Source organism: Telmatospirillum sp. J64-1, from assembly GCF_006980715.1.
GTDB classification, from domain to species: Bacteria; Pseudomonadota; Alphaproteobacteria; order Rhodospirillales; family Magnetospirillaceae; genus Oleiliquidispirillum; species Oleiliquidispirillum nitrogeniifigens.
Genome location: NZ_SBHN01000001.1, coordinates 252,387 through 275,936 on the forward strand (window position 1 = coordinate 252,387; position 23,550 = coordinate 275,936).

Below are 23,550 nucleotides of genomic sequence, written 5' to 3' on the forward strand. Positions count from 1 at the left end.
AAGATCATGAAAATCGCTTTCCTTGGACTTGGAGTCATGGGGGCTCCGATGGCCCGCCATCTGGCCGCGAAGGGCCACGAGGTGACCGTCTACAACCGGACGGCCGCGAAGGCGGAACAATGGGTCGCGGAGCATGGCGGCCGTGCCGCCGCGACACCGCGCGAGGCAGCGGCCGGGCAGGACATCGTGATGAGCTGCGTCGGCAATGACGACGACCTGCGCTCGGTGACGATGGGGCCGGACGGGGCGCTTGCGGGCATGACGCGCGGTGCCGTTCTCGTCGATCACACCACGGCGTCGGCCGATATCGCGCGCGAGCTTTATGCCGCCGCCGGAGAAACCGGCATCGGCTTCATCGACGCCCCCGTCTCGGGCGGCCAGGCGGGCGCCGAGAACGGCGTGCTGACGGTGATGTGCGGCGGCGATGCCGAGGTCTTCGCCAAGGTCGAGCCGGCGATCATGAGCTTCGCCCGCTCGGTACGCCTGCTCGGCCCTGCCGGTTCGGGGCAGCTGGCGAAGATGGTCAACCAGATCTGCATCGCCGGTCTCGTCCAGGGCCTGGCGGAAGGCATCCATTTCGCCCAGGCCGCCGGTCTCGATGTCGAGGCGGTGCTCGACGTCATCTCGAAAGGCGCCGCCGGTTCCTGGCAGATGGAGAATCGCGGCAAGACCATGAATGAAGGCAAGTTCGATTTCGGCTTCGCCGTCGACTGGATGCGCAAGGATCTTGGCATCTGCCTCGCAGAGGCGCGCCGGAACAAGGCCTCCCTGCCGGTGGCGGCCCTGGTCGACCAGTTCTATGCCGACATCCAGAAGGCCGGCGGCGGGCGCTGGGATACGTCGAGCCTGATCACCCGTCTCCGCCTGCCGCAGTAACGGGGGCGAGACATGAGCGAGACGAACAAGCCGGAGATTCTGCTCACCGGGGGAATCCCGTCCTTCGCGGCTGGGGATTTCGAAAGCCGTTTTTCCCTTCACCGCCTCGGGGAGGCCACGGACGAGGAAGGCTTCCTGAAGGAGATCGGTCCGCGTATCCGCGGCGTGGTGGCGAACGGCAAGGTCGATGCCGGGCTGATCGCCCGTCTTCCGGCGCTTGAGATCGTCGCCAATTTCGGCGTCGGCTACGACCGCGTGGATGTCGCCGCCGCTGCCGCGCGGAACATTGTCGTGACCAACACGCCGGATGTCCTGACGGAGGAAGTGGCCGATTTCACGCTCGGCCTGATGCTCGCCACCGTCCGGCGGATCCCCCAGGCGGATCGCTACCTGCGGGCCGGGCGCTGGCTGGAGGGAGCCTTTCCGCTGTCTGCCTCGCTGCGCGGGCGGAAGATAGGCATCGTCGGCCTGGGGCGCATCGGCAAGGCCATCGCCAAGCGCTGCGCCGCCTTCGACTTGGAGATCGCCTATTACGGGCGGCGCCGGCAGGATGTGCCCTACCGCTACTATTCCTCCCTGACGGAGATGGCGCGGGACAGCGATATCCTGATCGTCATCCTGCCCGCCTCCGACGAGACCCTGGGGCTGATCGATGCCGAGGTCCTGACGGCGCTGGGACCGCAGGGCATCCTCGTCAATGTGGCGCGGGGCACGGTGGTCGATCAGCCCGCACTCGTCGCGGCCCTGCAGGAAGGGCGCATCCTGGCCGCCGGTCTCGACGTCTTCGCCGAGGAACCGCATGTCCCGCAAGAGCTTGTGGCGCTCGACAACGTGGTCCTGACACCGCATGTCGGCTCTGCGACCCTCCATACCCGGCAAGGGATGTGGCGGCTGGTCCTGGATAATCTCGACTCATGGTTCCGGGGACAGGGGCCGCTGACCCCGGTGGCGGAAACGCCCTGGCCCAGGCGGTGACGCCGCCTTCTTTGGTCCTTTTTCATAAATCCTACGGCATAGTCCGCCAGTCTTGCACAAACAGGGCGATCCTCAGGGATCGCCCTGCAAGTTATGACGTTTCCGTGTTTTCCCTGCGATGAAAGATGGATGAAAGAGTCCGCTGATATAATGCGTTCTATAGGGGTAGAGCCTGCGGTATGTCGGGCACGGCCCTATAGGTGGAAACGTTGAGCGATTCAGTGGGCGCAGAAAAACAACAGAGCGTGCTGAAGCGGTCCAAGGAGACGGAATGCGCGGGAACATGGCGCAGATTTCCCGGTTGCCGCACTACGCGGGGTTGACGCTGCTGCTTCTGGCCTTCACGCCGGGGGCAGTCCATGCCGCCTCGGCCGAGGACGACTGGAAGGTCGAGTGGGTCGTTCCCTTCCAGCCGGGCGGGGGAACCGACATCTGGGCGCGTTATCTGGCCGCACGTCTGCAGGACGAGCTGCGAGATACGGCCTCGATCCATATCCGCAATATTCCTGGCGGCGGCTCGACCAAGGGCGCCAACTACTTTCACGGCCGCGCGCAATCCGACGGTTCCATGCTGTTCAGCGCGACCGCTTCGACCCAGATCGCGCATCTGCTCGGCGACCGGCGCGTCCAGTACGATTATTCGGACTGGCAGGTGCTGGCGGCGTCCGGCAGCGGCGGGGTTGTCTATGTATCCAGCGAAACCGGCATTTTGGGCCCCGAGGAGATCGCCAAGCTGAAGGGGCGCTCCCTGAAATTCGGCAGCATCGGTGCAGCCACCCTGGACATGGTGCCGCTGCTCGCCTTCGAGATGCTGGGGCTGGACGTCAAGGTCGTCTTCGGCATGTCGAGCCGGGGCGCGGCCCGGCTGGGGCTGGAGCGCGGCGAGTTCGAGATCGATTACCAGACCTCTTCGGCCTATCTGACCGAGGTTCTGCCGCTGATCAAGGCGGGCAAGGCCGTCCCGCTGATGTCCTGGGGCGTGCTCGACAAGACGGGAAAGGTGGTGCGCGATCCCTCCTTCCCGGAATTGCCGACATTCGTCGAAGTCTACGAGCAGGTCCATGGCCAGCCGCCTTCGGGGGCGATGTGGGAGGCCTGGTCGGCCGCCTTCAAGATCGGCTATTCGGCCCACAAGATGCTGTTCATGCCGAAGGGAACCTCCGAGGAGGTGGCCGAAATCTACAAGGCGGCGCTGTCGCGCATCGCCATGGACGAAGCCTTCCAGGAAAAGTCCCGCGATGCCACCGGTGCCTATTCCCTGGTCGTCGGGAAAGAGGCAGAAGCCCTGCTGAAACTGGGCACGACGATGGATCGCCCGATCAGGGAATGGTTCCTGAGCTGGCTGAAGAAACGTTTCGAGGTCACGCCATGACGGCAATGCCTTGAGACCCGTTCAAGCCTGACCGCCCCCTATCAGGCCTTCAACAACAAGAAGTAATGCGACGCTGCGGAGCATAGTTCCGCAGAAGGGGGACCTTTTGCCTGGATGAAGCGGTTTCCGCTCTTCCGGATCTTCGAGTTAGCAAATTTTTCTCTTGGAGGATTTCAATGAAGATTACCCGCCGGACCTTCGGGCGCACCGTAGCCACCCTTCTGGTCTCCGCCATGGCGTCCGGGGCGGTGCTTTCCAGCCCGGCCCATGCTGATAACTGGCCGAACCAGCCGATCAGCTTCGTCGTCGGCTTCGGCGTCGGCGGCGGCGCCGACCGCTTCGCCCGCGCCGTGGCTCAGTTCGTCGCCCCTGAACTGGGCGTTCCGGTCACGGTCATGAACCGTCCCGGCGCCGGTGGCCAGCTCGCGGCCTCTTATGTCCTGAGCCGCCCGGCCGACGGCAACACCTTGCTGGTCAGCTCGCTGTCGCCCTATCTGGCCAACAGCATCCTGCACACCAATGCCAATTACAGCCTGGACGATTTCGCCTTCGTCAACGGCCAGTGGCCCGACTGGGATCTGATCGCCGCCCGTACCGACGCCGGCTTCTCGTCGCTGTCCGAGCTGCTGACCTCGATCAAGGAAAATCCGGGCAAGCACAGCGCCGCCGTGGTGCAGGGTTCGGCCGGTCACCTGATCCTCTACATGATCCTGGATGCCGCCGGCGTGCCGGCTGAGAACCTGAACATCGTCACCTATGACAATGGCGGCCAGTGCCGTGCCGCCGTGGCCGGTGGTCAGGTGGACTTCTTCATCATCGGCGGCCTGGGCAGCGACGGCGTCGTCGACCAGATCAAGCCGCTGGCCGTGATGCTGGACAAGCGTTCCGACCTTTTCGACGCCCCCACGGTGAACGAAGCCCTGGAACCGCTGGGCGTGACCGTCCCGGTGGTCAGCCGGGCGACCCTGCGCGGCATGGCCGCTCCGGCCGCCTTCCGCACCCAGTATCCCGAGCGCTGGGCCAAGCTGGTCGCCGCCTATGAGCGCGCGCTGAAGAACCCCGAATTCCTGGCCTATCTGGAGCGCAACCAGATCGGCGCCGACTGGATCGGCCCGGACGAGACGGAGCGCCAGCTGAAGGAGTTCTACACCATCGCCGAGCGCTACAAGGACCTCATGGGGAAGTAAGAGGGGCCGAATCTCTGGCCGAGATTTAAGAAACCGATCCGCACCACGCGGCGCAAGCCGCGTGGTGCGTCCGAGGGAAGAAACAGATGGAAAAGACCCAGCAGAAAAGCCGCCTCCCTTGGGGGGATATCGGCTTCGCTTCGGCCATGGCGGCATTTACTCTGTGGTATCTGTTCGACAGCTACCACGCATCGTCCCGGACGACGAATCTCGTTCTCATTCTGCCGGTCGGCATTCTCGTGCTCGCTTTGGCCGTCGGGATCGCCCTGCGTCCTTTCCTCGTCGGGCGGAAGACGGCGGTGGAAGCCGCGCCGGCCCCGACGGAGGAAACGGTAGCCGATCCGGCACCGGTGACGGAACAGGCGCAAGATAAGCCCTGGGCGAGCATAGGCGTCATGATCCTGTTCGCCGCCTATATCTGCGCCATTCCCTTTGCCGGTTTTGACGTCAGTTCCGCCGTCTTCCTGGCGATCTCGCTGTTCCAGGACGGTGAGCGCCGTCCGCTCGTCCTGCTGGTGGGACCGATCCTGTTCGCCGCGGCAGCGACGCTGGCCTTCAAGATGATCATTCCCTTTCCGCTCCCGACTTTGCTGCTCTGAGGTACCTTGATGGTCGACTTGAATGCTCTCATGGGAGCCATGGACCTCATGGCTTCCTCTTCGAATGCGTGGCTTCTGATTATTCCGGGCCTTTTGATCGGCTTGATCTTCGGCTGCATTCCGGGCCTCCAGACCAGCCTCGCCATGGCGCTTGTCCTGCCGGCGACGATGACGATGGACCTGATGTCGGCGATCTTCCTGCTGACGGCGGTGTTCACGGGCAGCATGTTCGGTGGCGGCATTTCCGCCATCCTGATGAATATTCCAGGCACGTCCTCGGCCGTCGCGACGGCCTTCGACGGCTATCCGATGACCCGCCGGGGCGAGCATGGCGAGGCCCTGGGCCTAGCGCTGGCCGCCTCGGCCATCGGCACGATGCTCGGCTATCTGGTCCTGCTGATCGTCATCGCGCCTTTGGCCGGTTTCGTGCTCAAACTCGGCCCGACGGAGATGTTCATCGTCGTGCTGTGGGGCCTGACGCTGATCGCTGGCCTCGACAGCGGATCGGTGGCCCGGGGCATCCTGGCCGGGGCCTTCGGCCTGCTGATCGGCACGGTGGGCATGAGCTCCAACGGCGTGATCCGTGGGACGCTGGGCGTGCCCGAACTGCTTGACGGCATCGCCATCGTGCCGGCGATGATCGGTATGTTCGCCGCCTCGGAACTGTTCTCGCTGAAAGGCAACAGCTATATCGTGGCCGAGGGCAGCGCCCGCCGCGTCTCCATCGGTAGCATCGCCAAAGGGGCCCTGCAGGTGCTCCGCTATCCCGGCGTGATCCTGCGCGGCGGTCTGCTGGGTGTGCTGGTCGGTGCCGTTCCCGGCGTCGGTTCCTCCATTTCCAACCTCGTCTCCTATAAATGGGAAAAGGGCCGCAAGGCCGTGCCCGGCGAGCGGAAGTTCGGCGAGGGCAATCCGCGTGGGCTGGTGGCCTCCGAATCGGCCAACAGCAGTTCGGAAGGCGGATCGATGGTCAGCCTGTTCGCCCTCGGCATTCCCGGCGGCGCCGGGACGGCGATCCTGCTGGCCGCCTTCAACATGCATAACATCACCGGCGGGCCGCGCTTCCTGCGCGACCATGGCGATATCGTCTATGCCGTGATCGCCGCCAACATCGTCCAGGCCATCGCCCTGTTCTTCGTCGGCTTCCTGGCCTTGCAGCTTCTGGGTGCGGTGGTGCGCCTGCGCATGTCGTGGATCCGCCCGTCGGTCCTGATCCTGGCGGCCCTGGGCTCCTATGGCATCATCGGTACCATGCAGGGACCGCTGACGCTGCTGGCCTTCGCGCTGCTGGGCTGGCTGATGAAGCGGTATGGTTATTCGGTTCCGGCGATGGTGATCGGCCTTCTGCTGGCCCGCATGGCCGAAGGCGAGCTTCTCCGCTCCTACCAGATCAGCGGCGGGAACTTCTCCTATGTGCTGGATCGTCCGATCACCCTGGTCATGGCAGCTCTCCTGTTGCTGTCGTTGATGGTGCCCTTCCTGCGCAAACGCCTGACGGCCAGCAAGGCGGCGGCCTAGGCTAGCGGGAAAGACCAAGCATCCGTCATGATCGGAAAGCGCGCCGAAAGGTTCCTCCTGGAACCCGGCGCGCTTTCTTTATGAATCGTTAAATCCCTTTACCAATAGAGGGGATAACACTCCTTGGTTGTGTTGTCGTTTTTTGTTGAAGAGGAGACAGATCGTTTCGGATAATGCTTCGGGGGGAGGCTTATTGTGAACGAAAGTTTCCATGCGGACATTGCTGGTCGAAGACAATAGGAGTCTGGCGGAAAGCCTTGAGCAATCGCTGACGGGACTGGGGCTTGCCGTCGATCATGTCTCGGCGGTTTCCGATGCCATAGAATTGCTTGAAGCGGTCGAATTCGACCTGGCGGTCCTCGACCTGAACCTCACAGATGGGGACGGGCTCGATATCCTGCGCCATGTCCGTCAGCGGAACATGCGCGTCGCGGTGCTGATCCTGACCGCCCGGTCCGGCATCAAGGACCGGGTGCTGGGGCTCGATCTCGGCGCCGACGACTATCTCGCCAAGCCGTTCGACCTGGATGAGTTCGAGGCCCGCATCCGGGCCTTGTCCCGCCGCCTGCAAAGCAATCCTTCGCCGGTCATCGAGCTGGGGCGGCTGCGTTTCGACACGGTGACCCGCGATATCGTGATCGAGGGGGCGCAGCTCGACCTGCCGGCGCGGGAGCGGGCCTTGTTCGCCGCCCTCATCCGCCGGCCGGGGAAAGTGGTGCTGAAAGAGCAACTGGTGCAGCAATTATCCAGCTATAAGGACGAGCTTGCCCCCAGCGTGGTGGAGCTTTACGTCCATCGCCTGCGGCGGCGCCTGGCCGGCAGCGGCGTGACGTTGAAGACCATTCGCGGCCTCGGCTATATCCTCGAAGCCTGACCGTGACGCCGCGTTCGCTGACCCGCAACCTGCTGTTCTGGCTGTTGGCGCCGCTCACCCTGCTGAGCGCGGCCCTGGTTGGGGAAGCCTATGTCAGTTCGCGCGCGACCACGGAACTGCTTTACGACCAGCTTCTCGTCTCCGCCTCGATCAGTATTTCCGAGGCCGTGGACCTGACCTATGGCGATGTCGTCGAGGAAGAGGTCATCACCCTGCTGCGCAACACCACCAGCGAGCGCATCTATTATAAGATCGTCGGTCCCGACCGGTCCTATGTCACCGGATACGAGGACTTTCCCCATACGGTGCCGGACGACCAACTGGAGCCCGGCACGCCGCTGCTGATGGACGCGGTCTACCAGGGGCAGGAGATCCGGGCCCTGTCGCTCCGCTTCTTCCATGGCGATTCGCTGGTGGAAGGCTGGATCACCATCCATGTCGGCATGACCAAGGAAAGCCAGCGTCAGATCATCCGGGACGCCGTGCTGCGTTCCATCCTGCGCCTGTTCGGCGTGGTGGCGGTCGTGGCCCTGCTGGCCTGGATCGCGGTGCAGCGGGGCCTCCGGCCCTTGCAGAATTTCGAGGCGGCGATGACGCAGCGCTCGATCACCGATCTGCGCCCCATCCACCATCCGCTGCCGCGCGAATTGCAGAATATCGGCGTGGGGGTGAACAAGCTTCTGCAGCGCCTGGACGAGAGCATCGCGGCGGAAAAGGAATTCCTGGCCAATGCCTCGCACCAGCTCCGCTCGCCGCTGGCGGCGCTGCAATTGCGGACCCAGTTGACCCTGCGCTTGGCTCCCGACGAGGCGACACGCAAGGCCCTGGCGAAGATACTGGAGGATACCCGTCACACCACCCGCCTGGCGGATCAGATCCTCGCCTTCAGCCGCGCCGACAGCAGCCCGCCCGATTTGACTCATGCCGGGCAGGTCGATCTCGGCGTGTTGGTCCAGTCGGTGGTGGCCGATCACGTTCCCGCCGCCCTGGAACGGGGGATCGATCTCGGCTTCTCGATGCCCAATACGCCCCTCATGCTGGGCGGCAGCAGCACCTTGCTGCGCGAGGCCGTGGTGAATCTGGTCGACAATGCCTGCAAATATGTCGGCGAGGGCGGGCGGATCGACGTGGGCCTGTCACGGACGGCGGAGGGGAGTATCCGCCTCGATGTCGAGGACAACGGGCCGGGCATTCCGCCGCATCAGCGCGAGGCCGTCTTCCGCCGCTTCTTCCGGGCCAACGATGCGGCCGCGCTGGGCTGCGGCCTGGGGCTGGCGATCGCCAAGCGCATCATCGAAAGCCATCACGGCAGCATCGAACTCCATTCCCGCCCGGATTATCCCGGAACCCGCTTCCGGGTAGTTTTTCCGCTGCAATCGGCCTGATCCCGGAAATCCCCGGTCAGGGATGAAGCTGTTTCGTCAGCATCTCCGCCGCAGCCTGCTGCACCGTTTCCATGAACAGCCGGATGCTGCCGGTCGTTTCGGTCGCGGCGCTGGTGGTGAGGCCGACGGGGCCGCTGGTATCGCGCGTATCCACCGGCAATTCGGCAAGCGCACCTTCCGACAGGTCGGGTTCGGCGACGCTGCGCGAGATGATCCAGACGGCATCGGTCGAGCGCGTGAAACTGCGGCCGAAGGAGGTCGAGACGGTTTCGATGCGGTCGGGCAGGTCGCCGATGCCGTGGGCCACCAGGATATTCTCGACCACGGGGCGGATCACCGCCTCCTTGTCCGGGATCAGGACCGTGAAGCCGGCGATGGCGGAAAGATGGAACGGAGTCTCTTGCCGGAGAAGGGGATGGCCCCGCCGCACGATGAAGGCGACGCGTTCCGAATAGAGATGGATGAAGGAAAAGCCCCGCATCTCGTCCGGCGGGCCTAGCCGCCCGATCACCACATCCAGCGCGCCGAGGCGCAGGCGGTCGAGCAGATAGGCATTGGGTCCGCTGACCAGGCTGACGATGGCGCCGGGGACGAGACGCTTGTAGCGCTGCACCGCTTCCGGAGCCAGCAGCGAGGCGACGGTGGGCAGAACGCCGACGCGGATGGAGGGGCGTGCGCCCATGCGCACATGGGCGATGCTGTCCAGGCCCTGCTGCAGGGCCGAGACGCTGGCTCCGGCATGGCGCAGGAAGACCCGGCCCATTTCCGTCAAGACGATCCCCCGCTTGCCGCGTTCCATCAGCGGGACGTCGAGGATCTCTTCCAACTCCTTCAGCGTCTTGGACACGGCGGGCTGCGTCAGCGACAGGGCCGCCGCGGCCTTGCTGATGCTGCGTTGCCGGGCGACTTCGAGGAAGCATTGGATATGGCGGTGCTTGAGACGGCTGAGCATCCCTCATCCATAACAGATGGGAATGTTTCGGGCAAAGAATGTCATTTCTCATAACGAAATGGAGAGGGATAAACTGGCGAAAATTTCTGGAAGGTGGAACAGGAATGAAAGCGGCAAGGAACGGTGCGGTGACGATCCGTTACCGCGAGGACGGCAATCCCGGCGGCAGGGCCATGGTTTTCGCCAATTCCCTGGGGACGGACATGCAAGTCTGGGAAGCGGTGCTGCCGGCCTTCACCGATACGTTCCGCGTCATCCGCTATGACGAGCGCGGCCACGGCCTGTCCGACGCGCCGCCGGCGCCCTACAGCCTGCAGGACCATGTCCTCGACATCGCGGCGGTGATGGAAGCCGCCGGGGCGAAGGATTCCATTGTCGTCGGCCTGTCCGTCGGCGGCATGATCGCCCAGGGGCTGGCGATCGAACGGCCCGATCTGGTGGCGGCCCTGGTGCTGTGCGACACCGCCCATAAGATCGGCACGCCCGAGATGTGGGAACAGCGGATCGGCCTGATCCGCAAGGGCGGGATCGCGGCGCTGGCCGAACCGATCCTGGAACGCTGGTTCTCCGCCTCCTTCCGCGAGACGAAGGCGGTGGAGCTGGGCCTGTGGCGCAACATGCTGACCCGCACCCCGCTCGAAGGCTATCTCGGCACCTGTTGTTCCATCCGCGATGCCGACCTGACCGACCGCGTCGGCGCCATCCGCGTTCCGACGCTGTGTCTGTGCGGTACCGAGGACGGCGCCACGCCGCCGGAGCTGGTGCGCAGCATGGCCGATTTGATTCCTGGGGCGGGCTTCATGCTGATCCCCGAAGCCGGACATCTGCCCTGCGTGGAGAATCCCGCCGCTTTCGTTTCGGCCGTGACCCGTTTCCTGGAGGAGAATGATCTTGTCTGAAGAAATGACCATCAAGGAGCGCCGCGCGCTCGGCATGGCGACCCGCCGCTCCGTTCTGGGCGATGCCCATGTGGACCGGGCCGAGGCGCGCAAGACGCCCTTCGACGTGGATTTCCAGAACTTCATCACCGAAGGTGCCTGGGGCTCGGTCTGGAGCCGCCCCGGCCTGACCAAGCGCGAGCGCAGCCTCATCACCATCGCCCTGCTGGCGGCGCTGGGGCACCATGACGAAGTTGCCATGCATATCCGCGCCACCCTGAATACCGGCGCCACCCCGGAAGACGTGAAGGAAGCCTTGCTGCATGTCGCCGTCTATGCCGGCGTTCCGGCGGCGAACAATGCCTTCGGCGTCGCGAAGAAGGCCTATGCGGAAATGGACGCCGCGAAGGAAAAGGAATAAGGCAGCCTGCCTATCGAGCGGAGGATCGTTGATGTCGTTGAACGCCTTTGGCCCCGGAATGTACGGGCTGCTGTTTTCCGATCCGGATGTGGCGCCGCTGCTGGACGAGGATGCGCAGATCCAGGCGATGCTGCGGGTCGAGGCGGCGTTGGCCCGGGCCGAGGGACTTTGCGGCGTCATCCCCGCTGAGGCGGCGGAGAAGATCGCCGCCGTGGCCGAGACCTTGACGCTCGACCCCCGGGACTTGGCCGTCGGCACTGCCCGCGACGGCGTGCCGGTACCGGCGCTGGTGGAACGGCTGCGTCAGGCCGTGGGCGGCGAGGCGGCGCGATACGTCCATTGGGGTGCGACCAGCCAGGACATCGTCGATACCGCCCTGGTCCTGAACCTGCGGGACAGCGTGGCAATCATTGACGGGCGGCTGGAAGACCTGGCCCAGCGCCTGGCCGGACTGGTCGCGGAGCATCGCGCCACGCCGCTGGCGGCGCGGACCCGCATGCAGCAGGCCACGCCCACCAGTTTCGGTCTTAAGCTGGCGGGATGGCTGGCGCCGCTGCTGCGGCATCGCGACCGTCTGGGGGAATTGCGCGGGCGCGTCTTCACCCTTTCCTTCGGTGGGGCCAGCGGCAATCTGGCGGCCCTGGGCGGGGATGCCCTGGCCGTCGAGGCGGCCCTGGCCGAGGAACTGGGCTTGGCAACCGCTCTCCTGCCCTGGCACGTCCAGCGCGACGGCATCATGGAGCTGGCGGGATGGCTGGCCCTGGTGACCGGCAGCCTGGGCAAGATCGGCACCGACATGGTGCTGCTGAGCCAGTCCGAGGTCGGAGAGGTCCGGCTTGCGGCGGCGGGCGGGTCCTCGACCATGCCCAACAAGACCAATCCGGTAGGCCCCGAGGCCCTGATCGCCCTGGCGCGTCACAACGCCACGCAGATCGGGGCGATCCATCAGGCAGCGCTTCAGGAACATGAACGCGGGGGTCCAGGCTGGCAGCTGGAATGGATGGTGCTCCCATCCATGGCCGTCGCGGCGGCGGCCTCCCTGCGGCATGGACAGACGCTGTTCGAGGGCCTGTCGGTCGAGGCGGAGCGGATGCGGGCGAATATCGCCGCCTCGCAAGGCCTGCTCCTGGCCGAGGCGGCAAGCTTCGCCCTAGCCCAGCACATGCCGCGCCCCGAGGCCCAGAAACTGGTCAAGGAAGCCTGCCGCAAGGTGGTGGCGGGCGAGGGCAGGCTGAGCGAGGTCCTGCCGCGCCTGACCGATGCGCCCGTGGATTGGCGGAAGCTGGACGATCCGTCCCTTCACCTCGGTGCTTCCGAGCCCTTGATCGACCGCTTCCTGGCGGCGCTTCGACCGCGCCTGCGTCCCGGCTCGACTTAAGGAAGGCAGGGCGGCAAGATAGCGGCCCCACCAGCCGAGAAGCCCTGTGAATGTCTGACGCCTATTACCTGCAGCTTACCGAACATCTGCGCGAATTGATCCGTGACCCCGAGCGGCTGACGGATGGGCGTCTGCCGCCCGAGCGCTTGCTGGCGGAACGTTTCCGTACGACCCGGATGACCTTGCGCCAAGCGCTTGCGCAGCTGGAAGGGGAAGGACGCATCCATCGCAGCAACCGGCGCGGCTGGTTCGTGTCGCCCGAACGGCTTCTCTACGATCCCACCCGGGATGCGGGCTTCAACGATTATGTGCGCGCCCAGGAGCGGGTGCCGCGCACCGAGGTGCTGGCCGTCGAGACCCGGCCGCATCCGCCCGCCGCCCAGGCCCTCGGCTTGCCGGCGAGCCATGCCTTCTACCACATCCGCCGCCGCCGCTTCGTGGATGACCGCGCCGTGCTGGCAGAATCCCTGTGGGTGGTGCCGGAACGCGCCCCGGGGCTGCTGGAGCATCGCTTCGACCATTCCCTGTGGGGATTGCTGCGCAAGCATTGGCAGATCGAGCTCGCCCACCGTTCCATCCGCATGATGTCAGAAGCATTGTCCCGCCAGGATGCGAAGGACCTGGGGGTGACGCCGGGGACTGCCGGGCTGGGCATCAACCGCGCCATCTTCGACGGCGAACGTCGGCCCGTCGAATATGACGAGGAACACTGGCTTCACGACGCCATCTGCGTGACCGTGGACATCTGATCCTTCCGCCTTGGGCGGTCTTCATCTTCCGAAAGGGTAAAAACAGGCTTCGGGCAATTTTCACGGAGCTGTCATCCGAATAGCTGGCAATCTGGTCTATACCAAGGATGGTTTTGCGTTGCATCGACCGACATCACCACCCTTCGGAGAGAGCCATGACCCGTTTGACCTCTTGCCTGATGGCGGCTGCCATCGGCCTGCCGTTCCTTGGCACGGCTGCGAGCGCCACCCAGTTGACCGTCTATACCGCCGTCGAATCCGATGACCTGCAGAAATACGCCCAGCGTTTCAACGAGGCGCATCCGGAGATCGAAATCCGTTGGGTGCGTGATTCCACCGGCGTCATCACGGCCCGCCTGCTGGCCGAGAAGGACAATCCCCAGGCCGACGTGATCTGGGGCCTGGCGGCGACCAGCCTGCTCATCCTGGAAGAGGAAGGCCTGCTGGAGCGCTATGCCCCGGCCGGTGTCGAAAAACTGGATACTAAATTCGTCGACCCCGCCTATAGCCGCGACGGGAAGGACCCATCCTGGGTGGGCATGGACGCCTGGGTGGCGGCCATCTGCTACAACACGGTGGAAGGCGCCCGCCAGGGCGTGCCGCAGCCGACTTCCTGGGAAGACCTTACCAAGCCGGAATATCGTGGCCATGTGATCATGCCCAATCCCAGCTCCTCGGGCACCGGCTATCTCGACGTTGCCGGCTGGGTGCGTCTGTGGGGCGAGGAGAAGGCCTGGGACTACATGGACCGCCTGCACGCCAACATTTCCCGCTACACCCATTCCGGATCGGCCCCCTGCAACCTGGCCGCTTCCGGCGAAACGGTCGTCGGGGTGTCCTTCGCGTTCCGCGCCGCCCGCCTGAAGTCCCAGGGGGCGCCTATCGAGATCGTCTTCCCCGAGGAAGGCCTTGGCTGGGACATGGAGGCCGCGGCCATCGTCACCGGCACGGGCAAGGCCGAGGCCGCCCGCACCCTGATGGACTGGGCGGTCACCCGCGAGGCCAACGAGCTTTATAACGAGGGCTATGCGGTCGTCGCCTATCCCGGCGTGGCCAAGCCGATCGAGAATTATCCGACCGACATCGTCGAGCGCATGATCGATGCCGACTTCCAGTGGGCCGCCCTCAACCGCGAGCGCGTCCTCGAGGAGTGGCAGAAGCGTTACGACGGCAAGACCGAGTAATCCCGGTGACGTGCCCCGGTACCTGCGGGTGCCGGGGCCAGAGGAGGCATCATGCTCCATTCATCTGCCACTCTCGCGGCCAAAAGCCGCTCGGTCGCACCGCCCTCGGCCCAGCCCCACCTCCAGATCTCGGGCCTGACCAAGCGTTTCGGGGATTTCACCGCCCTGCGCGATATCGCCCTGGAGGTCCATGAAGGCGAGTTCGTGTGTTTCCTCGGCCCGTCCGGCTGCGGCAAGACCACGCTGCTGCGGGCCATTGCCGGACTGGCGCCGCAGAGCGAGGGCCGCATCGTCCAGCGCGGCCGGGACATTTCGCGCTTGCCGCCCCAGGCCCGCGATTTCGGCATCGTCTTCCAGTCCTATGCCCTTTTCCCCAACCTGACCGTCTTCGACAACATCGCCTACGGCCTGCGCAACCAGCGCGCCGACCGCCAGCGGATACGCCAGCGGGTGGCCGAATTGCTGGAACTGGTCAATCTGAGGGGAAGCGAGGACAAATATCCCGCCGCCCTTTCCGGCGGCCAGCAGCAGCGCGTCGCCCTGGCGCGGGCGCTCGCCACGGAACCGGCGCTGCTCCTGCTCGATGAACCGCTTTCGGCCCTGGACGCCCAGGTGCGCGTGCATTTGCGCGGGCAGATCAAGGGGCTGCAGCACCGCCTGGGGGTGACCACCATCATGGTGACCCACGACCAGGAGGAAGCATTGGCGATGGCCGACCGCATCGTGGTGATGAATCACGGTGTGATCGCACAGGTCGGCACCCCCGCCGAGATCTATCGCGAACCCGCCAGCGCTTTCGTCGCCGCCTTCATCGGCAACATGAACTTTTTCGACGTCACGTCCGAGGGCAGGGAAGGCCTGCGCCTGGGGCACCGGCGCCTGGAAGGGGTGCCGCACGATCTGACCCCCGGCGTCGCCGCCCGTTTGGCGATCCGGCCGGAAGCGGTGCGGCTTTGCACCGAGGCGGAGGGGCTGGCCGCCCAGGTCGAAGATGTGGAATTCCTAGGGGCCTTCCTGCGCGTCACCCTGCGCCTGGAGGAATGCGAGCAATTCGTGGTCGCCGACATCGCGGATCGTGAGGTCGTCTCGCTGGATGTGAAGCCCGGACAGCGCCTCGGCATCCGCCTGCCAAATGAATCCGTCCGCCTCTATCCCGCGGCGGAGGCCGGGGTATGAGGGCAATACACCAGTCCCTGCTTGTCCCCTCCGTCTCGGCCGAGGGCGTGCTCCGTCTCGTGGCGCTGCTGCTGGGCGTCGCCTTCCTGGCCCTGGGGCTGTTGTTGCCTTTGGCGACGATGCTCCTCAAGAGCCTGCAGGATCGTTCCGGCGATTTCGTCGGGCTCGCCAATTTCGCCCGCTATTTCCAGACCCCCGCGCTCGCCGGATCGATTGCCAATTCGCTGACAGTGGCACTCATCACCACGGTGATCGTGGTGGGCCTCGCCTTCCTCTGCGCCTATGGCATCACCCGAACCCGCATGCCGGGCAAGCGTTTCTTCCGTATGCTTGCCATCCTGCCCATCCTCGCGCCCTCGCTGCTGCCCGCGATCAGCATGGTCTATCTCTTCGGCAATCAGGGATGGTTCCGGGACTGGCTCATGGGGCAGAGCATCTACGGTCCCATCGGCATCGTCATGGGCATGAGCTTCTGGATCTTTCCCCATGCCTTGATGATCCTGACCACGGCGCTGTCCAACAGCGATGCCCGGCTCTACGAAGCGGCCGAGGCGCTGGGTACGCCGAAATGGCGCAGCTTCTTCACCATCACGCTTCCCGCCGCCCGCTACGGTTTGATCTCCTGTGCCTTCGTGGTCTTCACCCTGGCCATCACCGATTTCGGCGTGCCCAAGATCATCGGCGGGCAGTACAACGTGCTGGCAACCGATGTCTACCGCCAGGTGGTCGGGCAGCAGAACTTCCAGATGGGCGCGGTGGTGAGCGTGATCCTGCTCATCCCGGCGGTGATTTCCTTTATCGTCGACCGGCTGGTCCAGCGTCGGCAGGTCGCCCAGCTTTCCGCCCGGGCGGTGCCCTGGCAGCCGGCCCCGAATCCGGTGCGCGACTGGACCTTCACCATCCTGTGCTATGGCGTGGGGGGCATCATCCTGGTGGTGATCGGCACCGCGATCTATGCCTCGCTGGTGCGGTTCTGGCCCTACAACCTGTCCCTGACCTTGACCCATTACGCCTTCCAGGGCCTGGCCGGCAGCGGTTGGGAGGCCTGGACCAACTCGCTGCGGATGGCGGCGGCGGTTGCGCTGGTCGGCACCTTGGTCGTTTTCGTCAATGCTTGGCTGATCGAGAAGAGCGGGGGATATCGTCCCTTGCGCCAGGGCCTGCATTTCATGGCGATGCTGCCCATGGCGGTGCCGGGCATGGTGCTGGGGCTGGCTTATATCTTCTACTTCAACCAGCCCGGCAATCCTTTGAACTGGCTCTACGGTACCCTGGCGATCCTGGTGCTCAACACGCTGGTTCACTATTACACCGTCTGCCACCTCACCTCGATCACCGCCCTCAAGCAGCTGGACCCCGAATTCGAATCGGTCGGGGCCTCGCTCAAGGTGCCGTTCTGGACCACCTTCCGGCGGGTGACGCTGCCCGTGTCGCTTCCGGCGGTGCTGGATATCTCGGTCTATTTGTTCGTCAATGCCATGACGACCGTCTCGGGCGTTGTTTTCCTCTACAGCACGGATACGAGGCTCGCCTCGGTCGCGATCATGCATCTGGACGAGGCGGGCTATTTCGCCAGTGCCGCCGCCATGGCCGTGCTGATTTTCTTCACTTCGCTGGTGGTCAAGCTGCTGCATGCGGCGCTGACCTACGCGCTGCTGACCAAGGCACAACGCTGGCGCAACGCCGGTTAGCGCCAACTTCAAGGAGACCCATAATGGCCTTATTCCCCCAGGATTTGGGCTTGCCGTCACCCGAGGCAGGCGTCATGGCGGTGGTGCAAGCGCTGGAGTCCCTCTATGCGGCCCGGGGCGATGTCCTGTATGGCGAATCGGTGACGCAGAAGGAACATGCCGTGCAATGCGCCGCCCTGGCGCGGCGGGCGGGGGCCGGCAGCGAATTGGTCGCGGCCGCCTTGCTGCACGACATCGGCCATCTGGCGGGGCCTGATGATTGGCGCGCGGCGAACCGCCATGACGCGGATGGCGCCGACCTGCTGGGCGTCTACTTCTCCGCCCGGGTCTGCGAGCCCGTGCGCCAGCATGCCGAGGCCAAGCGCTATCTCTGCGCCACCCGCGAGGGCTATTTCGAGACCCTGTCGGCGGCCTCCCGCCATTCCCTGACGTATCAGGGCGGCGTCATGACCCCGGAAGAATGCCGCGCCTTCGAGGCCCTGCCGCATTTCGAGGCTGCCATCCACCTGCGCCTGTGGGATGATACCGGCAAGGATACCGACCTTAGCGGTTTGGCTTTCGCCGACTTCCGTCCCGAACTGATTGCCGCCCTGCAGGCGCGGTAATTTTTTTGCCTCGTTCGACTGGTATAGACCAATGAAGAAAACGATCCAGCCTTCCCCCTCTCCCTACCTGCTGACGCCCGGCCCGCTGACCACCAGCGCCACCGTGAAGGAAGCGATGCTGCGGGATTGGGGGTCTTGGGACAGCGACTTCAACCGCATGACCGCCGAGATCTGCGCGCGCCTGCTGGCCCATGCCAATGTGACGGAAAGCCATGTCTGCGTGCCGGTCCAGGGCAGCGGAACCTTTGCCGTCGAGGCGGCCCTGGGGACCTTGATCGAGCCGTCGCGCAAGACCCTGGTGCTGGCCAATGGCGCCTATGGCAAGCGCCTCGCCAGCCTGCTGGCCCGCATGGGGCGGCCTTTCGAGCTGCTCGACAAGGGGGATTACGAACCGCCGATGCCCGAGGAAGTGGCGGCGATCCTGGCGCGCGATCCCGCCATCGCCTATGTGGCCGTCATCCATTGCGAGACGAGTTCAGGCATCCTCAACCCGCTGGAAGGCATCGCGGAGGTGGTGGCCCGGCATGGCCGTCGCTTGATCATCGACGCCATGAGCAGCTTCGGTGCCGTGCCCGTGGACGGTCGCCGCATTCCTTTCCTGGCGCTCATCTCCTCGGCCAATAAATGCTTCGAGGGCGTTCCCGGCTTCGGCTTCGCCCTGGTGGAGCGCGAGGCCCTGGCCGCCGCCGCAGGACGCTGCCATTCCCTCTCGCTCGATCTTCATGACCAGTGGCGCTACATGCAGCATACCGGCCAGTGGCGCTATACGCCGCCGACCCATGTGGTGGCGGCCTTCCTGCAGGCCCTGCAGGAGCACGAGGCCGAAGGCGGCGTTCCCGGCCGCCTGGCGCGCTATACCCGCAACCGCGACCGCCTGGTAGCGGGAATGCGCGGGATGGGCTTCCGCACCCTGCTCGACGATGCTTGGCTCTCGCCGATCATCGTGACCTTCCTGTCCCCGGAGGGGCTGAACTTTTCCGCCTTCTACGAAGAAGTGAAGCGGCGCGGCTTCCTGCTCTATCCCGGCAAATTGACCGAGGTCGAAAGCTTCCGTGTGGGATGCATCGGCCAGCTTCATGACGCCCAGATCGATGCCGTGCTGGCCGCCATCGGCGACACCTGCCGGAATCTCGGCGTCCGACCCGCCGCCATTCCCCATTCCGCTGCCTGAGGAGGCTGTCATGTATCACTACCAGCGCACTTATCGCGGCCCCATCCGTGCCCTGATCATGGACATGGCCGGGACCTGCGTCGATTTCGGCTCGACCGCGCCGATCCACGCCTTCCGCCGCCTGTTCGCCGATCAGGGCGTGCCGATCAGTGTGGAAGAGGCTCGCACCCCCATGGGCAGCGAAAAGCGCGAGCATATCCGCGCCCTGCTGGCCATGCCCCGCATCGCCGAGGCTTGGCGGGTGGCGCATGGAAGTACGGCTGGAGACGGGGACGTCGATCGTCTCTATGGTGATTTCGTGCCGGTGCAGATCTCGGCCATTGCCGAACGGGCCCGCGCCATTCCCGGCCTGCGTGAATTGCTGGAACATTGCCGGTCAGCGGATATCCGCGTGGGCGTCAATACCGGCTATGGGCGCGAGATGATCGGCGGCTTGCTGGCTGCCCTGGCCGAGCAGGGCTTCCTTCCCGAATCCGTGGTCTGCGCCACCGATGTGCTTGCGGGACGCCCCGCGCCGCAGATGGCCTTGAAGGGAGCCATCGAGCTAGATGCCCCCTGCGTGCAGGCCTGCGTCAAGGTGGACGATACTGCCGTGGGTATCGAGGAAGGGCTGAACGCAGGCATGTGGAGCATCGGCGTCGCCGTTACGGGCAACGCCGTGGGGCTGGACCTGGAGACCTGGCGCAGCTTGCCCGAGGCGGAGCAGGGAAGGCTGCGCGAGCGCGCTCATCAGGCCTTGCTGGCAGCCGGGGCCCATGCGGTGGTGGATTCCATCGCCGACCTGCCGGAATTGCTGACGTCGCTCAACGCCCGCCTGGCACGGGGCGAACGTCCTTAGCAGGCGGTGGAAAAGGCGTCTCTGTCTGTACCGCCTCGTCACCCCCGCGAAAGCGGGGGTCCATGTGGGACTTGTTGCGGTGCGAAGCGCTCAATATTAATGTTGCGACAACATGGATTCCCGCATTCGCGGGAATGACGATGAAAACAGGCTGTCACCCCTCGAGACGCCCTTGCGGCGTCTCGAGGGGTGAGGCGGGCCCGGCAAGGGCAAATATGTGCTTTACGCGTGCAGCGTGACGCCCGACAGCCTTTCCAGTTCCTCCAGCGACAGCCCCTCGACCATCTCGACCACGCTGAAGCCCTGGGGCGTGACGTCGAGGACGGCCAGGTCGGTATAGACGCGGGTGACGCAGCCCAGCCCCGTCAGCGGGTAGCTGCACTGGGAGACGATCTTGGATTGGCCGTTCTTCGTCAGATGCTCCATCATCACGAAGACGCGCTTGGCGCCCACCGCCAGGTCCATGGCGCCGCCGACGGCGGGAATGGCATCGGGCTTGCCGGTGGACCAATTGGCGATGTCGCCGTTTTCCGCCACCTGGAAGGCGCCCAGGATGGCGATGTCGATATGGCCGCCGCGCATCATCGAGAAGGAGGTGCTGTGATCGAAGAAGCAGCCGCCTTGCAGCAAGGTCACCGGCTGCTTGCCGGCATTGATCAGGTCGCCGTCTTCCTGGCCCGGCTCGGGACGTGGGCCCATGCCCAGGATGCCGTTCTCGCTATGCAGCAGGATTTCCTTTTCCGGCGGCAGGCAATTGGCGACCATTTCGGGCATGCCGATGCCGATATTGACCACGGCGCCGTCGGGAATGTCGTCGGCGATCCGCTGCGCCATCTGCTGGCGCGTCCACTTGGTATAGCTCATCGGCCTGCTCCGTCCTGTCCCTCGATCTTGACCACGCGGTCCACGAAAATCCCCGGCGTGACGACGTTTTCCGGATTCAGCGCGCCCAGCGGCAGCACCTCGGCGACCTGCGCCACGGTGGTCTTGGCGGCCGAGGCCATGATGGGACCGAAATTCCGGGCGGTCATGCGATAGGTCAGGTTGCCCCAGCGGTCGCTCTGTTCTGCCTTGATCAGGGCGAAATCGCCGCGGATGGGATATTCCAGCACATAGTTGCGCCCGTCGATCTCGCGGGTTTCCTTGCCTTCGGCCAGGGCGGTGCCGTAGCCGGTCGGGGTGAAGAAGGCCCCGATCCCCGCGCCCCCGGCCCGGATGCGTTCCACCAGATTGCCCTGGGGCACCAGTTCCAGCTCGATCTTCTTGCTGCGGTACAGTTCGTCGAAGACGAAGGAATCCGCCTGGCGGGGGAAGGAGCAGACGATCTTCCGCACCCGTCCGGCGGCCAGCAGGGCGGCTAGGCCGGTGGTGCCGTTGCCGGCATTGTTGCTGACCACGGTCAGGTCGCGGGCGCCCTGGGCGATCAGGGCGTCGATCAGGGTATGGGGCATCCCGGCGCCGCCGAAGCCCCCGATCAGGATGGTCGCGCCGTCCTGAACGTCCTGAAGGGACGCCAAGGCATCTGAATAAATCTTGTCAATCATGGAAGTCTGTTCCTGCGGTCGCTTTGTTCCGTCAGACGCGTTCGATCACGGCGGCGATGCCCTGGCCGACGCCGACGCACATGGTGCAGAGAGCGTAGCGGCCGCCGCTGCGCTGCAACTGGTGGGTCGCGGTGGTCAGAAGGCGGGCGCCCGACATGCCGAGGGGATGGCCGAAGGCGATGGCCCCGCCATAGGGATTCACATGCGCGGCATCGTCGGGCAGGCCGAGGTCGCGCAGAACCGCCAGGGCCTGCGAGGCGAAGGCCTCGTTCAGCTCGATCAGGTCCATCTGGTCGAGGGAAAGGCTCAGGCGGTCGAGCAGGCGGCGCACCGCCGGGGCCGGGCCGACCCCCATCACGCGCGGCGGCACACCGGCCGAGGCCATGCCCAGGACGCGGGCCTTCGGGGTCAGGGCATGGCGCTTGGCCGCCTGTTCCGAGGCCAGAAGCAGGGCGCAGGCCCCGTCATTGACGCCCGAGGCATTGCCCGCCGTGACGGTGCCGTCCGGGGCGACCACGCCCTTCAGCTTCGCCAGGCTTTCCAGGGAGGTGTCGGGGCGGGGATGCTCGTCGCGCTCGACGAGGCGGGGATCGCCTTTGCGCTGGGGAACGGAGACCGGCACGATCTCGGGCACCAGCAGGCCTTCCTGCTGGGCGCGGGCGGCGCGCTGCTGGCTGCGCAGGGCGAAGGCATCCTGGTCCTCGCGGGAAATCCCATAGTCGCGGGCCACGTTCTCGGCGGTTTCCGGCATGGAATCGACGCCATAGAGGCTGCGCATCTTCGGGTTCACGAAACGCCAGCCGATGGTGGTGTCGTGGATTTCCGCCTGGCGGCTGAAAGCCGTCTCGGCCTTGCCCATGACGAAGGGCGCGCGGCTCATGCTCTCGACACCGCCCGCGATCATCAGTTGCGCATCGCCCGAGCGGATGGCGCGGGCGGCGCTGCCCACGGCATCCAGTCCCGAACCGCAGAGGCGGTTGACGGTGGAGCCCGGCACGGCAATCGGCATCTCGGCCAGCAGGGCGGCCATGCGGGCGACATTGCGGTTGTCCTCGCCGGCCTGGTTGGCGCAGCCCATGACCACATCGTCCAGCTCTTCCCAGGCCACGCCCTGATTGCGCTGCATCAGCGCCTTCAGCGTGAGGGCCGCCAGGTCGTCGGGGCGCATGGAGGACAGGGAGCCGGCATAGCGGCCGATGGGGGTGCGGATGGCGTCACAGATAAACGCGTCTGTCATGGCTTCCTCTCTCGCCTTGCCCGGTCGGAGAAGGCGTTGTTCGTATTGTGAACAGATGTCCGTTATGCGGACGGTAGCGCGGCCGCTTTCCTGCTGTCAATGGAATGTTCGTATTGCGAATTAGTGTTCGCTGTGCGAACTTTGCGGCGAGAGAGAGGGAAGAAGATGGAAGAAAAAGACAGCCCGGAATTCGTGACCGCCCTGGCGCGCGGTCTTTCCGTCATCCGTGCCTTCGGCGAAAGCCGCACCCGCATGACGCTGGCGGACATGGCCAAGGCGACGGGTCTGTCGCGGGCGACGGTCCGCCGTTTCCTGCTGACCTTGAAGGCGCTGGATTACGTCGATTCCGATGGGCGGCAATTCTGGCTGACGCCCAAGATCCTTACCCTGGGCTATGCCTATCTGACCTCGTCGCCGCTGCCCCAGAAGATCCAGCCCTTTCTGGAACAGGTCAGCGAGACGACCGGGCAATCCTGCTCGGCCTCGATCCTGCACGGCGACGAGATCATCTATATCGCCCGCAGCGCCACCAAACGGATCATGTCGGTGGGCCTGAATGTCGGTACCCGTCTGCCCGCCTACAGCACGGCGATGGGGCGCGTGCTACTGGCGGAATTACCTCCGGCGGCGCTGGACGAGTATTTCTCGCGCGTCACGCTCGAACGCCATACCGAGAAAACGGTGACGGATGCGCGGGAATTGCGGCACATCCTGGCCGCGATCAGGCAGCAGGGCTGGGCCCTGGTGGACGAGGAACTGGAGATGGGGCTGCGGGCGCTGGCCGTGCCGGTGCGCGATTCCTCGGGCCGGGTCGTGGCGGCCATGAATATCGGAGCCGATGCCGGCCGCATCACGAGCGAGGAAATGACGGAAACTTTCCTGCCGTCCCTTCAGGCCGCGGCGGAAAATCTCCGTCCCCTCCTGGGGAGCTGAGGATTCC

General features: G+C 65.3%; 23 protein-coding genes. 19 read left to right on the forward strand and 4 right to left on the reverse strand.

Going from position 1 to position 23,550, the window contains the following annotated elements:
* The first annotated feature begins 6 nt into the window (after window positions 1-6).
* The 8 genes from EPD66_RS01150 to EPD66_RS01185 all read left to right on the forward strand — a co-directional run bounded on the left by EPD66_RS01150 (window position 7) and on the right by EPD66_RS01185 (window position 8,786).
* The gene (locus EPD66_RS01150; protein ID WP_255448315.1) at window positions 7-876 is read left to right on the forward strand and encodes an NAD(P)-dependent oxidoreductase; all 870 of its coding nucleotides are present in this window, start codon (window positions 7-9) and stop codon (window positions 874-876) included.
* Window positions 877-888: 12 nt separating this feature from the next.
* Window positions 889-1,851, forward strand: a complete 963-nt coding sequence (locus EPD66_RS01155; protein WP_142846458.1) for a 2-hydroxyacid dehydrogenase — start codon at window positions 889-891, stop codon at window positions 1,849-1,851.
* Window positions 1,852-2,122: 271 nt separating this feature from the next.
* The gene (locus EPD66_RS01160; protein ID WP_142846460.1) at window positions 2,123-3,223 is read left to right on the forward strand and encodes a tricarboxylate transporter; all 1,101 of its coding nucleotides are present in this window, start codon (window positions 2,123-2,125) and stop codon (window positions 3,221-3,223) included.
* Between the two features lie 176 nt (window positions 3,224-3,399).
* The gene (locus EPD66_RS01165; RefSeq protein WP_142846462.1) at window positions 3,400-4,410 is read left to right on the forward strand and encodes a tripartite tricarboxylate transporter substrate binding protein; all 1,011 of its coding nucleotides are present in this window, start codon (window positions 3,400-3,402) and stop codon (window positions 4,408-4,410) included.
* 86 nt (window positions 4,411-4,496) lie between these two features.
* The gene (locus EPD66_RS01170) at window positions 4,497-5,009 is read left to right on the forward strand and encodes a tripartite tricarboxylate transporter TctB family protein (RefSeq protein ID WP_142846464.1); all 513 of its coding nucleotides are present in this window, start codon (window positions 4,497-4,499) and stop codon (window positions 5,007-5,009) included.
* 48 nt (window positions 5,010-5,057) lie between these two features.
* A complete protein-coding gene (locus EPD66_RS01175) occupies window positions 5,058-6,527 on the forward strand; it encodes a tripartite tricarboxylate transporter permease (protein ID WP_255448316.1) in 1,470 nt (489 codons plus the stop codon).
* Window positions 6,528-6,738: 211 nt separating this feature from the next.
* Entirely contained in the window at window positions 6,739-7,401 is a 663-nt protein-coding gene (locus EPD66_RS01180) for a response regulator transcription factor (protein WP_142846468.1), read from the forward strand.
* 2 nt (window positions 7,402-7,403) lie between these two features.
* Window positions 7,404-8,786, forward strand: coding sequence for a sensor histidine kinase (locus EPD66_RS01185; RefSeq protein ID WP_142846471.1), 1,383 nt, complete (start codon window positions 7,404-7,406; stop codon window positions 8,784-8,786).
* 16 nt (window positions 8,787-8,802) lie between these two features.
* Here EPD66_RS01185 and pcaQ read toward each other — a convergent pair whose 3' ends face one another.
* The gene (gene pcaQ / locus EPD66_RS01190; protein ID WP_142846473.1) at window positions 8,803-9,738 is read right to left on the reverse strand and encodes a pca operon transcription factor PcaQ; all 936 of its coding nucleotides are present in this window, start codon (window positions 9,736-9,738) and stop codon (window positions 8,803-8,805) included.
* A gap of 128 nt (window positions 9,739-9,866) precedes the next feature.
* Between pcaQ and pcaD the strand changes: the two genes are divergently transcribed.
* From pcaD to phnX, 10 genes are all read left to right on the forward strand, one after another.
* Window positions 9,867-10,637, forward strand: a complete 771-nt coding sequence (gene pcaD, locus EPD66_RS01195; RefSeq protein WP_221930828.1) for a 3-oxoadipate enol-lactonase — start codon at window positions 9,867-9,869, stop codon at window positions 10,635-10,637.
* Window positions 10,630-11,037 carry a 4-carboxymuconolactone decarboxylase gene (pcaC, locus tag EPD66_RS01200; protein WP_370511846.1) on the forward strand — a complete coding sequence of 136 codons (408 nt, stop codon included), beginning with the start codon at window positions 10,630-10,632 and terminating at the stop codon, window positions 11,035-11,037. Before pcaD ends, pcaC begins: the two co-directional genes overlap by 8 nt.
* 31 nt (window positions 11,038-11,068) lie before the next feature.
* A complete protein-coding gene (pcaB, locus tag EPD66_RS01205; RefSeq protein WP_142846477.1) occupies window positions 11,069-12,415 on the forward strand; it encodes a 3-carboxy-cis,cis-muconate cycloisomerase in 1,347 nt (448 codons plus the stop codon).
* A 50-nt stretch (window positions 12,416-12,465) separates the two neighbouring features.
* Window positions 12,466-13,164 (forward strand): UTRA domain-containing protein, encoded by a 699-nt coding sequence (locus EPD66_RS01210; protein WP_142846479.1) that lies wholly within the window; start codon window positions 12,466-12,468, stop codon window positions 13,162-13,164.
* A 155-nt stretch (window positions 13,165-13,319) separates the two neighbouring features.
* On the forward strand, window positions 13,320-14,348 hold the full coding sequence (locus tag EPD66_RS01215; RefSeq protein WP_142846481.1) for a putative 2-aminoethylphosphonate ABC transporter substrate-binding protein: 1,029 nt from the start codon (window positions 13,320-13,322) through the stop codon (window positions 14,346-14,348).
* Between the two features lie 51 nt (window positions 14,349-14,399).
* The gene (locus tag EPD66_RS01220) at window positions 14,400-15,524 is read left to right on the forward strand and encodes a putative 2-aminoethylphosphonate ABC transporter ATP-binding protein (protein ID WP_142846483.1); all 1,125 of its coding nucleotides are present in this window, start codon (window positions 14,400-14,402) and stop codon (window positions 15,522-15,524) included.
* Complete coding sequence (locus EPD66_RS01225; RefSeq protein WP_142846488.1) at window positions 15,521-17,215, forward strand: putative 2-aminoethylphosphonate ABC transporter permease subunit; 1,695 nt, start codon at window positions 15,521-15,523, stop codon at window positions 17,213-17,215. The genes EPD66_RS01220 and EPD66_RS01225 overlap by 4 nt, the downstream gene beginning before the upstream one ends.
* Before the next feature lie 23 nt (window positions 17,216-17,238).
* Window positions 17,239-17,820 (forward strand): HD domain-containing protein, encoded by a 582-nt coding sequence (locus tag EPD66_RS01230; protein WP_221930829.1) that lies wholly within the window; start codon window positions 17,239-17,241, stop codon window positions 17,818-17,820.
* A 31-nt stretch (window positions 17,821-17,851) separates the two neighbouring features.
* Window positions 17,852-18,991: a 2-aminoethylphosphonate--pyruvate transaminase gene (locus EPD66_RS01235; protein WP_142846490.1), complete on the forward strand. Its 1,140-nt coding sequence runs from the start codon at window positions 17,852-17,854 to the stop codon at window positions 18,989-18,991.
* 10 nt (window positions 18,992-19,001) lie between these two features.
* Complete coding sequence (phnX, locus tag EPD66_RS01240) at window positions 19,002-19,829, forward strand: phosphonoacetaldehyde hydrolase (protein WP_142846498.1); 828 nt, start codon at window positions 19,002-19,004, stop codon at window positions 19,827-19,829.
* A gap of 222 nt (window positions 19,830-20,051) precedes the next feature.
* Here phnX and EPD66_RS01245 read toward each other — a convergent pair whose 3' ends face one another.
* The 3 genes from EPD66_RS01245 to pcaF are packed head-to-tail and all read right to left on the reverse strand — an operon-like array spanning window position 20,052 to window position 22,610.
* Complete coding sequence (locus tag EPD66_RS01245; RefSeq protein ID WP_142846500.1) at window positions 20,052-20,693, reverse strand: 3-oxoacid CoA-transferase subunit B; 642 nt, start codon at window positions 20,691-20,693, stop codon at window positions 20,052-20,054.
* The gene (locus EPD66_RS01250) at window positions 20,690-21,373 is read right to left on the reverse strand and encodes a 3-oxoacid CoA-transferase subunit A (protein ID WP_142846502.1); all 684 of its coding nucleotides are present in this window, start codon (window positions 21,371-21,373) and stop codon (window positions 20,690-20,692) included. The genes EPD66_RS01245 and EPD66_RS01250 overlap by 4 nt, the downstream gene beginning before the upstream one ends.
* A gap of 31 nt (window positions 21,374-21,404) precedes the next feature.
* The gene (gene pcaF, locus EPD66_RS01255) at window positions 21,405-22,610 is read right to left on the reverse strand and encodes a 3-oxoadipyl-CoA thiolase (RefSeq protein ID WP_142846582.1); all 1,206 of its coding nucleotides are present in this window, start codon (window positions 22,608-22,610) and stop codon (window positions 21,405-21,407) included.
* Window positions 22,611-22,775: 165 nt separating this feature from the next.
* Here pcaF and EPD66_RS01260 point away from each other — a divergent pair, with 165 nt between their 5' ends.
* Complete coding sequence (locus EPD66_RS01260) at window positions 22,776-23,543, forward strand: IclR family transcriptional regulator (protein ID WP_142846584.1); 768 nt, start codon at window positions 22,776-22,778, stop codon at window positions 23,541-23,543.
* Window positions 23,544-23,550 lie beyond the last annotated feature (7 nt).

Bases quoted from the DNA above. Each gene is read 5' to 3' on its own strand.
- EPD66_RS01180 (WP_142846468.1), top strand. From the start codon at position 6,739: ATGCGGACATTGCTGGTCGAAGACAATAGGAGTCTGGCGGAAAGCCTT.
- pcaQ (WP_142846473.1), bottom strand. From the start codon at position 9,738: ATGCTCAGCCGTCTCAAGCACCGCCATATCCAATGCTTCCTCGAAGTC.
- pcaB (WP_142846477.1), top strand. From the start codon at position 11,069: ATGTCGTTGAACGCCTTTGGCCCCGGAATGTACGGGCTGCTGTTTTCC.
- EPD66_RS01220 (WP_142846483.1), top strand. From the start codon at position 14,400: ATGCTCCATTCATCTGCCACTCTCGCGGCCAAAAGCCGCTCGGTCGCA.
- phnX (WP_142846498.1), top strand. From the start codon at position 19,002: ATGTATCACTACCAGCGCACTTATCGCGGCCCCATCCGTGCCCTGATC.
- EPD66_RS01150 (WP_255448315.1), top strand. From the start codon at position 7: ATGAAAATCGCTTTCCTTGGACTTGGAGTCATGGGGGCTCCGATGGCC.
- EPD66_RS01215 (WP_142846481.1), top strand. From the start codon at position 13,320: ATGACCCGTTTGACCTCTTGCCTGATGGCGGCTGCCATCGGCCTGCCG.
- EPD66_RS01210 (WP_142846479.1), top strand. From the start codon at position 12,466: ATGTCTGACGCCTATTACCTGCAGCTTACCGAACATCTGCGCGAATTG.
- EPD66_RS01165 (WP_142846462.1), top strand. From the start codon at position 3,400: ATGAAGATTACCCGCCGGACCTTCGGGCGCACCGTAGCCACCCTTCTG.
- EPD66_RS01175 (WP_255448316.1), top strand. From the start codon at position 5,058: ATGGCTTCCTCTTCGAATGCGTGGCTTCTGATTATTCCGGGCCTTTTG.
- EPD66_RS01230 (WP_221930829.1), top strand. From the start codon at position 17,239: ATGGCCTTATTCCCCCAGGATTTGGGCTTGCCGTCACCCGAGGCAGGC.
- EPD66_RS01155 (WP_142846458.1), top strand. From the start codon at position 889: ATGAGCGAGACGAACAAGCCGGAGATTCTGCTCACCGGGGGAATCCCG.
- EPD66_RS01235 (WP_142846490.1), top strand. From the start codon at position 17,852: ATGAAGAAAACGATCCAGCCTTCCCCCTCTCCCTACCTGCTGACGCCC.
- pcaF (WP_142846582.1), bottom strand. From the start codon at position 22,610: ATGACAGACGCGTTTATCTGTGACGCCATCCGCACCCCCATCGGCCGC.
- EPD66_RS01250 (WP_142846502.1), bottom strand. From the start codon at position 21,373: ATGATTGACAAGATTTATTCAGATGCCTTGGCGTCCCTTCAGGACGTT.
- EPD66_RS01260 (WP_142846584.1), top strand. From the start codon at position 22,776: ATGGAAGAAAAAGACAGCCCGGAATTCGTGACCGCCCTGGCGCGCGGT.
- EPD66_RS01225 (WP_142846488.1), top strand. From the start codon at position 15,521: ATGAGGGCAATACACCAGTCCCTGCTTGTCCCCTCCGTCTCGGCCGAG.
- EPD66_RS01170 (WP_142846464.1), top strand. From the start codon at position 4,497: ATGGAAAAGACCCAGCAGAAAAGCCGCCTCCCTTGGGGGGATATCGGC.
- EPD66_RS01160 (WP_142846460.1), top strand. From the start codon at position 2,123: ATGCGCGGGAACATGGCGCAGATTTCCCGGTTGCCGCACTACGCGGGG.
- EPD66_RS01245 (WP_142846500.1), bottom strand. From the start codon at position 20,693: ATGAGCTATACCAAGTGGACGCGCCAGCAGATGGCGCAGCGGATCGCC.